Source organism: Sphaerisporangium krabiense (assembly GCF_014200435.1).
Lineage (GTDB): Bacteria > Actinomycetota > Actinomycetes > Streptosporangiales > Streptosporangiaceae > Sphaerisporangium > Sphaerisporangium krabiense.
This window is the reverse complement of record NZ_JACHBR010000001.1, coordinates 5316070-5330390: the sequence shown is the minus strand read 5'-3', so window position 1 is coordinate 5330390 and position 14321 is coordinate 5316070. Positions and strand designations below refer to the sequence as shown.

General features: G+C 72.5%; 12 protein-coding genes. 3 read left to right on the top strand and 9 right to left on the bottom strand.

Features of this window, described 5'->3' with window-relative positions:
* Positions 1–4: 4 nt before the first annotated feature.
* The 5 genes from BJ981_RS23390 to BJ981_RS23370 form a co-directional block, all read right to left on the bottom strand.
* On the bottom strand, positions 5–1657 hold the full coding sequence (locus tag BJ981_RS23390; RefSeq protein ID WP_184613754.1) for a catalase: 1653 nt from the start codon (positions 1655–1657) through the stop codon (positions 5–7).
* Positions 1658–1759: 102 nt separating this feature from the next.
* A complete protein-coding gene (locus BJ981_RS23385; RefSeq protein WP_184613751.1) occupies positions 1760–2305 on the bottom strand; it encodes a cysteine hydrolase family protein in 546 nt (181 codons plus the stop codon).
* Positions 2306–2340: 35 nt separating this feature from the next.
* The gene (locus BJ981_RS23380) at positions 2341–3129 is read right to left on the bottom strand and encodes a cytochrome c oxidase assembly protein (protein ID WP_239138996.1); all 789 of its coding nucleotides are present in this window, start codon (positions 3127–3129) and stop codon (positions 2341–2343) included.
* Positions 3126–3677: a DUF2243 domain-containing protein gene (locus tag BJ981_RS23375; protein WP_184613749.1), complete on the bottom strand. Its 552-nt coding sequence runs from the start codon at positions 3675–3677 to the stop codon at positions 3126–3128. Before BJ981_RS23375 ends, BJ981_RS23380 begins: the two co-directional genes overlap by 4 nt.
* Positions 3678–3776: 99 nt before the next feature.
* Positions 3777–6098, bottom strand: a complete 2322-nt coding sequence (locus tag BJ981_RS23370; RefSeq protein WP_184613747.1) for a xanthine dehydrogenase family protein molybdopterin-binding subunit — start codon at positions 6096–6098, stop codon at positions 3777–3779.
* Between the two features lie 205 nt (positions 6099–6303).
* Between BJ981_RS23370 and BJ981_RS23365 the strand changes: the two genes are divergently transcribed.
* Positions 6304–6834: an anti-sigma factor antagonist gene (locus BJ981_RS23365; RefSeq protein WP_184613745.1), complete on the top strand. Its 531-nt coding sequence runs from the start codon at positions 6304–6306 to the stop codon at positions 6832–6834.
* Positions 6835–6857: 23 nt separating this feature from the next.
* On the opposite strand, the gene fabG is transcribed toward BJ981_RS23365, so the two are convergent.
* From fabG to BJ981_RS23350, 3 genes are all read right to left on the bottom strand, one after another.
* Positions 6858–7613: a 3-oxoacyl-ACP reductase FabG gene (fabG, locus tag BJ981_RS23360; RefSeq protein ID WP_184613743.1), complete on the bottom strand. Its 756-nt coding sequence runs from the start codon at positions 7611–7613 to the stop codon at positions 6858–6860.
* 87 nt (positions 7614–7700) lie between these two features.
* Positions 7701–8111 (bottom strand): hypothetical protein, encoded by a 411-nt coding sequence (locus BJ981_RS23355; RefSeq protein WP_184613741.1) that lies wholly within the window; start codon positions 8109–8111, stop codon positions 7701–7703.
* Between the two features lie 105 nt (positions 8112–8216).
* The gene (locus tag BJ981_RS23350) at positions 8217–10385 is read right to left on the bottom strand and encodes an ATP-binding protein (protein ID WP_184613739.1); all 2169 of its coding nucleotides are present in this window, start codon (positions 10383–10385) and stop codon (positions 8217–8219) included.
* Positions 10386–11528: 1143 nt separating this feature from the next.
* Between BJ981_RS23350 and BJ981_RS23345 the strand changes: the two genes are divergently transcribed.
* On the top strand, positions 11529–12761 hold the full coding sequence (locus tag BJ981_RS23345) for a hypothetical protein (protein ID WP_184613737.1): 1233 nt from the start codon (positions 11529–11531) through the stop codon (positions 12759–12761).
* Positions 12762–12807: 46 nt separating this feature from the next.
* On the opposite strand, the gene BJ981_RS23340 is transcribed toward BJ981_RS23345, so the two are convergent.
* Complete coding sequence (locus BJ981_RS23340) at positions 12808–12972, bottom strand: hypothetical protein (protein WP_184613735.1); 165 nt, start codon at positions 12970–12972, stop codon at positions 12808–12810.
* 17 nt (positions 12973–12989) lie between these two features.
* On the opposite strand from BJ981_RS23340, the gene BJ981_RS39695 reads away from it, so the two are divergent.
* Positions 12990–13793, top strand: a complete 804-nt coding sequence (locus BJ981_RS39695; protein ID WP_184613733.1) for a hypothetical protein — start codon at positions 12990–12992, stop codon at positions 13791–13793.
* Positions 13794–14321: the final 528 nt, after the last annotated feature.

The window sequence follows — 14321 nt, the reverse complement described above, 5'->3', positions numbered from 1 at the left end:
ATCCCTACGGGATATGGCGCTCGTTGGGCACGCAGTGCGTCATCGTCAGCCCCGTCACGTCGCGCGGGCCGTTCTTGCCGAGGTGGGACAGGCGCTCGCGGTCCTCCTCGGTCAGGTCCTGGCTCGCGAGCGGCTCCAGGTGGGCGACGTCGTCCGGCGCGATGCCGAGGCCCTCCCCCACGCGCAGGCCGAGGTCGTCCTCGACCAGCAGCAGGTGCCACACCATGCGCTCCTGCACCGGCCGCACGCACTGCGAGAGCAGCGTGACGAAGTTGCGGACCAGGTCGTCGCGCTCCCACTGCTCCATCAGCAGGTAGCGCTGCCCGGCCTGCAGATAGTCGTTGGTGCGCGGGATGCGCTTGCGCGTGACCCGCCCGGTGATGACCGGCCCCTGCTCGTCCTCGGTCGGGTACTCGCCCTCCCGCAGCCCGCCGGTGATGGAGGGCTCGTAGTTGACGTGCGGGTTCTCGCCCTCCCCGTCCACGTGGTAGGTCATCTGGCCGTCGCGCTGGTTGGTGCGCACCTCGGCGTTCTTGGCCTGGTTCACCGGGAGCTGCAGGTAGTTCGGCCCGACCCGGTAGCGCTGGGTGTCGCTGTAGGAGAACGTCCGCCCGACGAGCATCTTGTCGTCGGAGAAGTCCAGCCCGTCGATCAGCACGCCCGTGCCGAACGCGATCTGCTCGTTCTCGGCGAAGAAGTTCCGCACGTTGCTGTTCAGGACCAGCCGGCCGACCGGCAGCGCGGGGAACTCGTTCTCCGGCCACACCTTGGTGTCGTCGAGCGGGTCGAAGTCCAGCTCCGGGTGCTCCTCGTCGGTCATGATCTGCACGCGCAGCTCCCACTCCGGGTGGTCGCCGCGGTCGATCGCGTCCTGCAGGTCCTTGGTGGCGTGCCCGAGGTCGCCCGCCTGGACGGCCGCGGCGTCCTCCTCGGTCATGCTCCTGACGCCCTGCTTGGGGATCCAGTGGTACTTCACCAGATGTGTCTCCCCGCGCTCGTTCACCCACTTGTAGGTGTTCACGCCGAACCCCTGCATGTGGCGGTAGTCGGCGGGGATGCCACGCGGGCTGAACAGGTTGACCAGCATGTGCATGCACTCCGGCGTCTGCGACATGAAGTCGAAGATCCGGTTCGGCTCCTGCCGGAACGTCACGGGGTCGGGCTTCAGCGCGTGGATGACGTCGGGGAACTTGATCGCGTCCCTGATGAAGAACACCGCGAGGTTGTTGCCGACCAGGTCCCAGTTGCCGTCCTCGGTGTAGAACTTGACGGCGAAGCCACGCGGGTCGCGGGCGGCCTCGGAGGAGTCACGCCCGCCGATCACCGTCGAGAACCGCACGGCGACGTCGGTGCGCTTCCCGGGGCCGCGGAACGGCGCGGCGCGGGTGTAGCGGGAGATCGGCTCGTCCCCGAGCCGGCCGGTCGCCTCGAAGAACCCGTACGCCGTGACCCCCCGCGCGTGCACGACGCGCTCGGGGACGCGTTCGCGGTCGAAGTGGCTGATCTTCTCCAGGAACTGGTAGTTCTCCAGCGTGGCCGGGCCACGCGCGCCGACCGTCCGCTGGTTCTGGTTGTCGTGGATCGGGTGTCCCTGCCGGTTGGTCAGCACCGGGCGATCGTCCCCCGACCGCGGTCCGATGCTCGACACGTCCGTCATGACGACGGCTCCCTCCTGTGACGGTCACGGTCTGCGGTCCCTATCCGGGATGACGCACGTCAAAGCTCAAGGGCACGTCAAATGTCACCGACGTGACGGATGTCACGTCAGGTCGAGGCACTCCGATGACGTGGTGATCTCGGCGCGCATGTTGCGCTCCATCATCGTCAGCGCGGCCTCGGCGAGGTCGGGGTGGATGTGGGCGACGCAGTCCCGCGGGACGCGGACCGTGTAGTGGCGGACGTAGGCGTCCAGCGCGGTGTAGAGGACGCACTGCTCGGTGACCTGCCCGGTGAGCAGCACGTTCTCCACCCGGCGCTGGGCCAGCAGGTACTCCAGCGGGGTGCCGAAGAAGGCGCTGTGCCGCACCTTGGGCAGGAACGCGCAGTCCGGCGGCGGCAGCAGCGGCTCCACCAGGTCGGGCCTGCGGCCCTTGCGGGCGCGGTCCTCGATGTCCTCCCGGGTCGCGGTGAAGTCCCCGTAGTTGTCGTTGACGTAGATCAGCTCGACGTCGTCCCGCTCGTGGGCCCGCCGGACCAGGCGGGCCAGCGGCGGCACGACCCGTTCCGCCGACTTCTCCAGCAGTTCGACGTCCTCGTGCGCATATGGGCTGAGCATGTCGATCACGATGAGCGCGGTGGTTCCCATGCTCCTCCCATGCCCGCCGCGCCGGGCCGGACGCCTCAGGCGGGGCGGGCCACCGGGACGCGGCGGCGGGCCGGGCGCCAGGTGGCGACCATGGCCAGGGCCAGCAGCAGCTCGGCCGCGTCCCCGCCGTAGTACATGATCTCGGCGGCGCCGCGCAGCTGCGCCGCCGGGACGTCCAGGGGCAGCAGGCCCGCGTACATGAGCTGCGCCACCGTGGCGTGCGCGGCCACGGCCACGCCGAGCACGACGAGCCGGTGCGGGACCGGCGGCCTGCGCGGCGCGGGGTCGGGGCCGGCGATCGCCCAGGCGAACAGGCATCCGGAGAGCACGAAGTGCGCGTGCAGCAGGTGGTGCAGGAGCGGGTCCGCCGCGACGGCCCCGTACAGCGGCGTGGCGTACAGGGCGGCCATGCCGCCCACGCTGAGCGCGAGCGCCGCCCAGGGGCCCGCCAGGACGTGCGCGGCCCGGCCGCGCAGCACGCGGCCCACCACTCGCGCGTCCCGGGGCGGCAGCGACCGCAGCAGCAGCGTGACCGGCGCGCCGAGCACCAGCCCGAGCGGGGCCAGCATGCCGATCAGCAGGTGCTGGAGCATGTGCCCGCGGAAGTCGTGCGCGGCGAACGCGGCCACCGGGGGCAGCAGCCCCGCCGCCAGCAGCGCGGCCCCCGCGGCGAAGCACGCCGTCCTGAGGCCGCTCCAGCCCCGCGGCTCCGCGCGGCGCGCCGCGGCCGCCGCGAGGTAGAGGGCGGCCATCGCGATGACCAGGGCGGCGGCGGCCGTCGTCCAGCCGTCGCCGCCGTGCTGCGTCCCGTGCACGGGGCTCACACGCCCCGCGCGGAGGCGTGGTCCCGCGCGGACGCGTCCGCGCACAGGTCCACCGGGGACGCGCCCCGCTGGAGCGCCAGCCCTCCGGCGACCAGCAGCGCGCCGAGGACCAGGAACCCGATGTCCCACCACGTCTGGTACGGGCCGCCGCGGACGTGATGGATGCCGAGCACGTGGTGGTCCACGATGCCCTCGACCAGGTTGAACAGGCCCCAGCCGACCAGGCCCCAGCCCCACAGCGCCCGCGACCGCCACACCCGGCCGCGCGAGTGCGTGACCCGCGAGTACAGCAGGCCGAGCCCGGCCAGCACGGCGATCCAGGTGACCACGTGGAACAGCCCGTCCCACAGCGTGTTCATCTCCAGGCCGGGCACCGTGTGCGGCGAGTAGTACCTCACTCCGATGTTGTCGGTGTTCGTGCTGCTCAGCATGTGGTGCCACTGGAGCACCTGGTGCAACGCGATGCCGTCGACGAAGCCGCCCATCCCCACGCCGAGGACGATCCCGGGTAGCGTGAGCTCCCGTCGTCCCGCGGTGTCCGTCACCATGGTCCCTCCCTGCAGGGCCCGTAGGGGGGCGCGATCCCCGTTGACCGCGCCACCGCCACTCGGACCGTGCCCGGCGGGAGCGCCGGGTAAGCGGCGCGATTATTCGGACCGGGAAGGGGGTGGACGGCGCCCGGAGAGTGCCGTCCAGACCGCCATCGGCGTGACGGGCGTGGCGGTGATCGCGTCCGCGATCTCGGGGAGCGCCGCCGCGACGGCGTTGCCCACCGCGGCGGGCGGGCTCACCGTCCCGGCCTCCCCCACCCCCTTCATGCCGCCCGGCGTGTGCGGCGAGGGGATGGCCAGGAGGCGGACCTCGACGTCCGGCGCCTCGCGCGTGGTGGGCGGCAGGTAGTCGGCGAGCGGGCCGCCCTCGCCGGAGTAGGCGACCTCCTCGGTCAGCGCCATGCCGATCCCCTGGACGACGCCGCCGCGGATCTGCCCTTCCACGATCGCCGGGTTGACCACGACGCCGCAGTCGTTGACCACCCAGTACCCCTCCACCTCCACGGCGCCGGTCTCGGGGTCCACCGCGACGGCGGCGGCGTGCGCGCCGTAGGCGTAGACGTACCCGGCCGGGTGGTAGGTGGCCCGCTCCTCCAAGCCGGGCGCGACGCCCTCCGGCAGGTCCCAGCCGCGCCAGGCCGAGGCGGCGACCTCGCGCAGCGTGACGTGCGCCACCGGATCGCCCTTGACCCGCACCGCGCCCCCGGCGATCTCGACGTCCTCGGCCGCGACCTCCAGCCGGTCGGCGGCGATGGTCACGATCTTGTCGCGCAGGCGCTCCGCCGCGCGGATCAGCGCGCCGCCGCCGACGGTCAGGGAGCGGCTGGCGATGGACCCGACCGAGGAGTACGGCGTGACCGCGGTGTCGCCGAGCAGCACGCGCACGGTGTCCAGCGGCACGCCGACCTCGTCGGCGGCGAGCTGGGCGAGGGTCGTCTCGATGCCCTGCCCCATGCCCGCGACCCCGCTGGACACCACGAGCGAGGCGTCCGGCTCCATGCGCAGCACCGCCGTCTCGAAGCCGCCCGCCTGGATGCCCGCCGCCTTCATCTCCATCGACGGCCCCATGCCGGTCGCCTCGACGTGGAGGGAGTAGCCGACCGCGCGCCTGCGCCCGTCGCGGGGCCGGGGCGGCGCGCCGTCCACCAGGTCGCGCAGTTCCCGCAGCGCGCGGGGATAGTCCCCCGAGTCGTACACCTGGCCCATCCTGGTGGCGAACGGCATGTCGGAGGGCCGGACCAGGTTGCGCAGCCGCAGCTCGACCGGGTCCAGGCCGAGCCGCCGCGCGGCCTCGTCCACCAGGCGCTCGCGGGTGAACGTGGCCTCCGGCTGGCCGAACCCGCGGTAGGAGCCGGTGGGCGTGGTGGTCGTCACGACCCCGCGCACCCGCGCCCCCACCCGCCCGATCCGGTACGGCCCGGGCAGCGCCACGGCCGAGACCGCGATCGGCGAGATGCCGACGTTGGACGGGTGCGCGCCGAGGTCGCCGAGGATGTCGCAGTGCAGCGCGACGAAGCGGCCCTCCTCGTCCAGGGCCAGCCGGGCGCGGTGCACGGCGTCGCGGGCCGGCAGGGTGGCCGCCAGATGGTCGGTCCGCGACTCGATCCACCGCACGGGACGGCCGAGGCGGATCGCGGCCAGGCAGATCAGCGTCTCGTCGGGGTAGAGGTGCTCCTTGCCGCCGAAGCCGCCGCCGACGTCCCCGCCGATCACCCGCACCTTGTCGAAGGACAGGCCGAGCGCCTCGGCGGCGTGGTCGCGCACGTGGTGCGGGGCCTGCGTGGCGGCCCGCACGGTGAGCGTGCCGTCCTCGAAGGAGGCGACCAGGCCGCGCGGCTCCACGGGGCTCGGCGCGGCGCGGCCGATCCGGAAGGTCATCTCGACGACGTGCGCGGCGCCGGCGATGGCCTCCTCGCAGTCGGGGTCGCCGAGCGGGAAGTCGGTGACCAGGTTGGCGCCCCACTCGGGGTACAGCAGCGGGGCGGCGGGATCCAGCGCCCGCTCGGCGCCGACGACGGCGGGCAGCTCGTCGAAGCGCAGGTCCAGCAGTTCCGCGGCGTCGCGGGCCTCGGCCTCGGTGGCGGCGACCACGACCGCGACCGGCTGCCCGGCGTACCGGACCACCTCGTCGATCACCGGGTAGGACGACAGCCGCTGGCCGGGCGCGAGCGAGACGCAGGGCAGGCGGACGTGGGCGGCGTCCTTCGGGGTGATGACGTCGAGGACGCCGGGGGCGGCCCTGGCGGCGGCGACGTCGCAGCGCGTCAGCCGGCCGTGGGCGACCGGGCTGCGCACCACCACCGCGTGCGCCATGCCGTGGAGGCGGACGTTCGCGATGAACCGCCCTCCCCCGGTCAGTAATCGGGTGTCCTCGCGGCGCGGAGTAGGGGCACCGACGTACGCAGGGCGGTCAGGCATAAGCCGATTCTGAACGCCGTGCCCGCGCCCCGCCAAGGAGGCTCCCCGCGTCGCACCTGCGCTTGAGCGGTCGCTCGTTCGCCGCGGCGGGCGCCCGGCCGCGCGGCCTTTCGCCCGCATGAGCCACCGAAGGCGTTACGCACGCGGCAGAACTGGTAGGAAGGTGTCGTGCCTGCCCTGAAACCCGCAGGCTGAAGGAGCTGATATGCACTTCGAGAATGACCCGCCACCGGGCCTCACGCTCGCCTCCGAGCTACGGGACGGCGCGCTGGTCGTGCACGTGCGCGGCGAGCTGGACTTCACCGCCGCGCCGTTGCTGCGCGCCGGGCTCGCGCCCGTGTGGGAGTCCCCGGCCGGGACGCCGTTCGTGCTGGACCTCGGCGAGGTGACCTTCTGCGACTCCGTGGGGCTGAGCGAGCTGATCGCCACGCTGCGGCGCAGCCAGAGCACGGGCCGCACCTTCCTGGTCAGCGGCGTCCACGGCGGGGTCCTGCGGGTGCTCACGATCACCGGCCTCAACAACGTCTTCGACCTGAACGACACCGTCGAGGACGCGCTGCTCCGGGCCCGCCCCCTCGTGGCCCCGGAAGAACCGCTCGCGTCCCCCGTGAGCGCGGTCGTTCCCCAGGACATCCCGGCCGACGCACCCCTGAGCGCGTCCTCCCCGACGGTCGCGCCCGTTCTGGAGGTGCGCCACGACGCGCCGCCCGTCGACCCGGCGGCCCCCGTCTCGTGAGCGGCTCCTGAGGAGCAGCGGCGCTACATCAGGCGGCCGCCACCGACCTCCAGCACGGCGCCCGTCATGTAACCGGCCAGGTCGGAGGCGAGGAACAGCACGGCGCCCGCCACCTCGTGGGGCTCGCCCGCGCGCCGCATCGGGATGTCGGCCTCGCGTGCGGCGAAGACGTCGGGAGGCATCGCGGCGGTCATCGCGGTCCTGATGAGCCCGGGCTGCACGGCGTTGACACGCACCCCGCGCGGGCCCAGTTCCTTGGCCGCGGCCTTGGTGAGCCCGATGATGCCCGCCTTGGCGGCGCTGTAGTTCGTCTGTCCGAAGTTTCCGGACTTCCCGGACAGCGAGGAGATGTTGATGATCGACCCCGATCGGGCCTCCCGCATCACCTTCGCCGCCGCCCGCACTCCCAGCCACGTCCCCTTCAGATGGACGTCGACGACGGCTTCGAAATCGTCGACGGTCATCTTCCCCATCGTGGCGTCCCGCGTGATCCCGGCGTTGTTGACCATGACGTCGAGCCCGCCGAACCGCTCCACCGCGTGCGCGACGGCCCCCTCGACGGCCGCCTCGTCGGTGACGTCGCAGGCCAGCGGCACGACCTCGGGCCCGGCGCCCTGCCCGGCCTCCCGCGCCGCCGCCTCCGCGAGCGCCGGGTCCCGGTCGCTCACCACGACGCGCGCCCCGTGCTCGCGCAACAGCCGCGCGATGGCCAGCCCGATGCCCTGCCCGGCTCCCGTGACCAGCGCCACCCGCCCGGTCACCAGCCCGCCCTCGCCCACGTGCCACCTGCCTTCTGAAGCCGCCGAAAGAACACTCAAGGGTATTCAGGGCGCGGTCGCCGCCCAGCGTGCGGGTTCCCCGGCGCGCTACAGACGGACCTCGTACTCCGGGGAACGGCGGCGGCCCGGGTGGCCGGGCTCCGTGGCGGGCTCGACCTTGCGGATGTACCCGGCCGCCTCCAGCAGGTCCAGGGCGGGGACCATCGCCGCGACGGTCTTGAACCGCCGGGCGAGGCGGCGGAAGACGTCGCGGCGGCGGAACCGCTCCTCGCCCATCCTGCGCACGCACTCCAGCACGGCCCGTGCGTCGTCCGGCAGGGACTCGTCCGGCCGGGGCTGCGGGGTGACGGGGCTGATCTGCATCCGCGAGGCGCTCTCGTTCCTGATCCGGGAGATCTCCAGGATCAGATCGTCCAGGTCGACGAGCATGCGCGTGGCCGCGCGGAACCGCTCGAAGTCATCCTGGATCTGCAGCAGCCGCTGCGTTTCCTCTCGCATGGCTGAATAATGTCATTTTTGGCATTTCTGTCAACAGCGAAGACCCCACCGGCATACCGGCCTCCGTCCCGCTGGTCTTGGTGACAGGCGTCCCGGAAGGCTCGGCTAGATCCCGGAGGGCTCGGCGCCCGTGAGGGCGTAGACGAGGGCGTGATCCAGGTCGAGTGCGCGCCCGCGGGTGACGGCGTCCCGGTACGTCCGCTCCCCCAGGGCGTCCATCGCCCGCGCCTCGGTGCGCTCGGTGACGCCGTTCGGGTGCGCCCGGCCGATCCGCAGGCCGAAGGCGTCCTCGACCAGGTCGCCGACGCCGAGGAGCCGCGCCGCGCGCTCCATGTCGCCGAGCCCGGCCGCCGCGCCGGCGAGGCTCCTGACGACGGCCGCGATGCCGAGGCTGTCGTGCAACGCCCGCTTGTCGCGCAGCGACGCCCGGCCGAACCGCTCGGCCGCGTGCGGGTCTCCCCGGTCCAGCTCGATGAGGCTGCGCACCCAGTCGCCGGTGGACCGCAGCCAGATGTCGCCGTACGCGTCGCACAGCGCCCGCTGCCTGCGCAGGCACGACAGCGCCTGCTCGTGCCTGCCGAGGCGGCGCAGCACGTACGCCTCGCCGACCAGCGCCACCGCCACCCCGGCGCCCTGGTCGCCGCCGTCCTCGTGCGCGCGCCGGGCGCGCTCGTACATCGGCAGCGCCTCGGTGACGTACCCCCAGTGCAGGCCGGTGTTGGCGCAGCAGATCGTGCCCCACCCCGCCGCCTCGCGGTCCGCCCGCGAGAACGCCTGCGAGAGGCACTCGGTGGCGAGGTCGTTGGCCTCGTCCAGGTCGCCCTGGAAGTCGGCGAGCCAGGCGCACACCCACAGCGCCCGCGACCTGCTCGCGGACGGCGCGTGGCTGAGGCCGAGCGCGCGGCCCAGGTGGTGGCGGCCCTCGGCGATGAAGCCGCAGGCCATCCAGAAGTACGCGAGCCGTCCGGCCAGCTCCAGGCCGACGGGGTGCTCGGCCCGCTCGGAGAGGCAGAAGTCGAGCGCCGGGCGCAGGTTCGGCAGCTCGCGCCGCATGCGGGCGTACCAGGCGGCCTGGTCCGGGCCGAACCACGCGGCGTCGAAGCGCCGCGCGAGGTCCAGGTAGTGGTCACGGTGGCGGCGGCGCGTGTCGTCCCGCTCGCCGAGCTCGCGCAGCCAGTCGGCGCCGTAGTCGCGCACGGTGCCGAGCATGCGGAAACGGGTGTCCGCGCCGTCGCCGTCGCGGCGCAGGATCGACTTGTCGGCCAGCGCGCCCAGCAGCTTCGGCACCTGGCCCGGGTAAAGGCCCGTGGCGCCGCCAGGATCGGCGCACACGGCCTGCGCGGCCTCCACGCCGAAGTCCCCGGCGAAGACCGACAGCCTGGCCCAGAGCAGCCGCTCCAGCGGCTCGCACAACTCGTGACTCCAGCCGATGGCCGTGCGCAGTGTGCGGTGCCGGGGCTGGCCCTCACGGTCGCCGTCCAGCAGCAGACCGAAGCGATCGTCGACGCGCCGCATGATCTGGTCGACGGACAGCGTGCGCAGCCGTACGGCCGCGAGCTCGATGGCGAGCGGTATCCCGTCCAGCCGCTCACAGATCACCGCCACCTCGGGCGTGGCCACGAACCCCGGCACCACCGTCCCCGCCCTCTCGACGAACAACGCCACCGCCCCACCGGCCACGCCGTTGGCAGATGCGACGCCGGCAGGGGCACCGTTCGGGGGTGCCATGCCGGCGGGGGTGGGGTCCCAGCTCGTGGGGACGGCTCCGGGTGGGCCTGGCTCGACGGGGAGCGGCGCGACCTCGTAGCGGGTTTCGCCGGGCATGCCGAGGACGCGTCTGCTCGTCACCAGGGCGCGCAGGCCGGGCGCGGCCTCCAGCAGGGCGCCCAGCATGGCCGCGCACTCCTCTGCCAGGTGCTCGCAGGTGTCGAGGACGAGCAGGGCGCGCCGCCGTTCCAGGAACTCGGCGAGGACCTCCATCCGCGGACGCCCGGCCTGCTGCGCCACGCGCAGGACCGAGCAGACGGTGTGCCCGAGCAACTCCGGCTCGCGCAGCGAGGACAGCTCGACGAACCACACCCCGTCAGGGAACCGCGCCTGAACGGCCCGCGCGATCCGCAGGGCCATCCGCGTCTTGCCGACCCCGCCGACGCCGGTCAGCGTGACCGTCCGCCCCCGTTCCAGCAAACGGATCACCTGGCCGATCTCGGCCCGCCGCCCGACGAAACTGGTGGTCTCCGCGGGAACATCGCCCGCCTTCGTCCAAGCAGGCACCCCACTCGCCGCCCAACGTCGCCTCGCCTCCAGCTGGCCCCGCAATCGTAATTCAGCCCCGCCGATCTGGAAAGATCACCGGAAAACCGGCCGGGTATCGTCAAATCGGATTACCACCCGGCCGTAGTCCCCATATCGGCCGTCCGCGATCCACCGTCTCTGTACGGTCTTCTCGAGGCACGCCACAATCGCCCCGTGAACCGTTCCCGCGCGTCGACGGCCACACGCCTCGCCGTTCTTTCCGTCGGGCTGGCACTGATCGCATTGGCCGTGTATTTCATCGCCATAGGTCTAGATAAGGCCGACAAACTAGCCAGCGTTCTCAGCGCGCTCACCGGCCTCGCCGGCCTGGCCCTCTCCTGGCAAGCCACCATGCGCCGGCCCCGCCCGCGAGCACCGTCCGCGTCACCCGCGCCCGACGCCCCCTCATCCTCCGACCCCCCACCCGCGACACCCGAAGCAGACGGCGTCCGCAACATCATCAGCGGCTCGGTCCACGGTCCCGCCATCCAGGGCCGCGACTTCACCGGACCGATGGTCCTCGGCCCCCACCCCGCCACGGACCCTCCGACCACGCACCGCGAGGACAGACCGCCCTCCACCTCTCCCCGCTAGCGCCCGAGGGCGAGGCCCCTCGTCACGCCACGAACGGCCGGCGGCCCGTGCCGTCCTCGTCGAGCCCCTCCGATGTCCCGGCCCGGGGAAGGCCGAGCCGCTTCAGCAGGTGCGCCAATTGGGTTGCTACCGCAGCCAAGTTGTCACGTCCATAGATGTGCGTCCATAATGGCGTGGCTGAAGATCGTCTCGGCGTTCCCCCAGGCTCGACGGGCGATCCCAGTTCTACTGACGGAGCTAGAGGGACATCCGAAACTGGGTGACATCGTCGCCGGCGTTCTCGTCGGCACACTCCTGGCGCCGCCGTGACCGACTCGACCCACACGGAGCTTCCGCGCGGAGGCTTTCACAGTGCGCCTTGAGCACTCAATTCTACATGCAGTTCAGTCCATTTAATGACATGCCCTAATTAGTGAGTAATGGCCGGGAAGCGGCATCAAGCCCCATGCAAGGTCCACGTCAAGCCTCGCACCACAGCCTCGCCTCGACCGGTTCCCCGCCAACCGGCCGACACGTACAGGAGGTGCGTTGGCAAGCGACGTGAGAAGGCTCCCCGGGCCGTTCTCCTTCGGCGCGGGCAAGGCGGACACGCACGGGGTCGAACGCGTCGTCCTGATGGTGACCCACCATCTGGCGAGTGCGACGCGACTGGCGGACATCGTTCACCTGGTGGAAGAGGATCACCGGGTGCAGGTCGCGTACACGGTTCCCCCGTCGTCGCGTTACGCCAACGGCGCGCACGACTACCTGAGGGACGCGGGGCTGTGGGAGATGCCGTGGTCACAGGCCGTGGAGCTCCCCTGGGACCTCGTCGTGTCCGCGGGCGACGGAATGCTGGAGCGCCTGCACGGCCCCATCATGACCCTGACCCACGGCATCGGCCCGAACGGCTACGTCGATCGGCGTGACAGCCCCGGGCCGGCCGCGCCCCGCGCGATCCCCGGCTTCGGGCAGCAGGCGCTGACCATGTACGGGCGGGTGATCTCGTCGGCCATCATGCTGGGGCACGAGGACCACCTCCCCATGCTGGCCGCGGCGTGCCCGGAGGCGCTTCCCGCCTCGGTCGTCGCCGGGGATCCGTGCTTCGACCGCATCCTGGCCAGCCGAGGCCGCAGGACGGCCTACCGGAACGCCCTCGGGGCCTCCCCCGACCAGCAGGTGGTCGTCGTCTCCAGCCACCACGGCTCGGAGTCACTGATGTCCCGTCACCCGGAGCTGCTGACGACGATCACCCGTGAGCTGCCCTCGGACCGGTACCGCGTCGTGCTCGCCATGCACCCGAACATCTGGTCGGCGCATGGAAAGTCCCAGATCAGGGCGTGGTTCTCCGCGTCGATCGAAGCGGGCGCGGTGCTGCTGCCCCCGGAGGAGGGGTGGCGGGCGGCGCTGGTCGCGGCCGACCTGCTGTTCGCCGACCACAGCTCGGTGGTGTGCTACGGCGCGGCCCTGGGCCTGCCCACCCTTCTGGCGCCGTTCGCCGCCGAGGACGTCCTGCCCGGCTCGGTGTTCGCACGGCTCACGGAGATGGCGCCCGCGCTGGACCCCAAGAGCGCGGTCGCCGACCAGCTCGACGAGGCGCTGCGGGCCTGGTCACCGGCGAACGCCGCCACGCTGCGGGCGCAGCTGACCTCGGTGCCGGGAGGCGCGGCGCGGGAGTTCCGGCGGGTGATGTACCGGCTCCTCGGGCTCGCCGAGCCGAGGACCGAGCCGCTCACCAGGCCCGTTCTGCCGCCCCGTCCCCTCGAACCCCTGTACCGGTGAAGGTCGTTGGCGTCCGCGTCGTCGTCCCCCGACGCGCGGGCGAGCCCTAGTCGGGCTCGGGACGGGTGGCCTCGGCGTGGCGTTGGCGGAGGCGGGTGCGGATCTGGTCGGGGGTGTAGGAGCGGCGGCGGCGTTCGGCGCGGGCTATCACCACGCCGGTCGCGGCGACGCCCGCGAAAGCGGCCAACCCCAGTACTTTCCACCAGCGCATGTCTCTAGGCTACTGGGATGATCCACAGTGGCGGCATCGATCTCGACGAGGCGATGGAGCTGACGCGTACCGGGGACGTGTGGCTGTTCCGGGGGCGGTCGGCGCCGGATCGCGCCATCCAGATGACGACGAACAGTCCCGTGAACCATGTCGGCATGTCCGTGGTCATCGAGGATCTGCCGCCGCTGATGTGGCACGCCGAGCTGGGGAGGTCGTTGCCGGACATGTGGGCGGGCACCCACCAGCGCGGGGTGCAGCTGCACGACCTGCGGGACGCGGTGGTCGTGTGGGCGAGGCGGTACGGGCAGCGGGCGTGGCTGCGGCAGCTCGACGCGGCGGTCACCCGGGAGATGGAGGACGCGCTGCTGCGCACCATCGCGCGCCTTGACGGGACGCCGTTCCCCTCGACGGCGGGCCTGGCCGGCCGCTGGCTGCGCGGCCGTGTTCCGTTCGTCCGCGGGAGGGCGGGGAACGCAGCCGGCAGAAGGGCCGCCCGTGAATGGCGGACCGCCTGGAACGCCTTGGCGGGGCGGGGCGCGAGGACCGGGGCCGACTCAGGGACCGCGGGCGAGGCCGGCACTGCGGGGAACGCCGCGAGCGCGGCGCTGGAGACGGCCTATTGCGCGGAGGTGGTGGCCGCGACGTATGAGGCGATGGGGCTGTTGCCGGGTGGGCGCAGGCTCAACTGGTATGACCCCGGGCGGTTCTGGAGCGGGGACGAGCTGGTCCTTTCATCCGGGGCACGGCTGGGCGGGGAGATTCCGGTGCGGATCCCCCCGGACGCCCGTCCGTCCGCCGGGAAGGAGCGCGAGCGGGCGTGACCCGCGGGCCCGCGGGTCACCGGGGCGGCCGCAAAAGAAAGACACGGAGAATTTCAGTACGCGCCTCTGGGCCGGACCGGGGCGGCCCTGTTCTGAACAGGCCGAAAACCGAGGTAACCGTCGTCAGTGAAATCACGAGAGGCGGTCACCCGGAAGCGACACCGGATCGGACGCGCGAAGCACCACCGGGCGAGCCCCCTTCGAGGAGACGGTTACCCGGCAGCGACACCGGATTGGACGTGCGCAGCGACCTCGTGCAACCGCCTGCACGGTCGTGGTTACCCGGCAGCGACATCGGCGCGCGGCGACACCTGCGAGCCGCCTTTGGGGAAACGGTCATTTCGGCGGCTACGCGGATGTCGGGGACGCGGATTAGACGGCATGGAGTCTTTCTGGATATTTCTGTAAGGCATTGCACAGATTCGGAGTTGTGAGTAGCTTCCGGGCAACGTCCGTGAATCACTCCGACCCGTGGAGGTCCTGGTGGTCCGGTCCTTCCCCCCGCGGTCCGCGAGAACGCCGTCCAGG

Bases quoted from the DNA above. Each gene is read 5' to 3' on its own strand.
- BJ981_RS23370 (WP_184613747.1), bottom strand. From the start codon at position 6,098: ATGCCTGACCGCCCTGCGTACGTCGGTGCCCCTACTCCGCGCCGCGAG.
- BJ981_RS23385 (WP_184613751.1), bottom strand. From the start codon at position 2,305: ATGGGAACCACCGCGCTCATCGTGATCGACATGCTCAGCCCATATGCG.
- BJ981_RS23365 (WP_184613745.1), top strand. From the start codon at position 6,304: ATGCACTTCGAGAATGACCCGCCACCGGGCCTCACGCTCGCCTCCGAG.
- BJ981_RS23340 (WP_184613735.1), bottom strand. From the start codon at position 12,972: ATGCGCTGGTGGAAAGTACTGGGGTTGGCCGCTTTCGCGGGCGTCGCC.
- BJ981_RS23390 (WP_184613754.1), bottom strand. From the start codon at position 1,657: ATGACGGACGTGTCGAGCATCGGACCGCGGTCGGGGGACGATCGCCCG.
- BJ981_RS23355 (WP_184613741.1), bottom strand. From the start codon at position 8,111: ATGCGAGAGGAAACGCAGCGGCTGCTGCAGATCCAGGATGACTTCGAG.
- BJ981_RS23375 (WP_184613749.1), bottom strand. From the start codon at position 3,677: ATGGTGACGGACACCGCGGGACGACGGGAGCTCACGCTACCCGGGATC.
- BJ981_RS39695 (WP_184613733.1), top strand. From the start codon at position 12,990: ATGATCCACAGTGGCGGCATCGATCTCGACGAGGCGATGGAGCTGACG.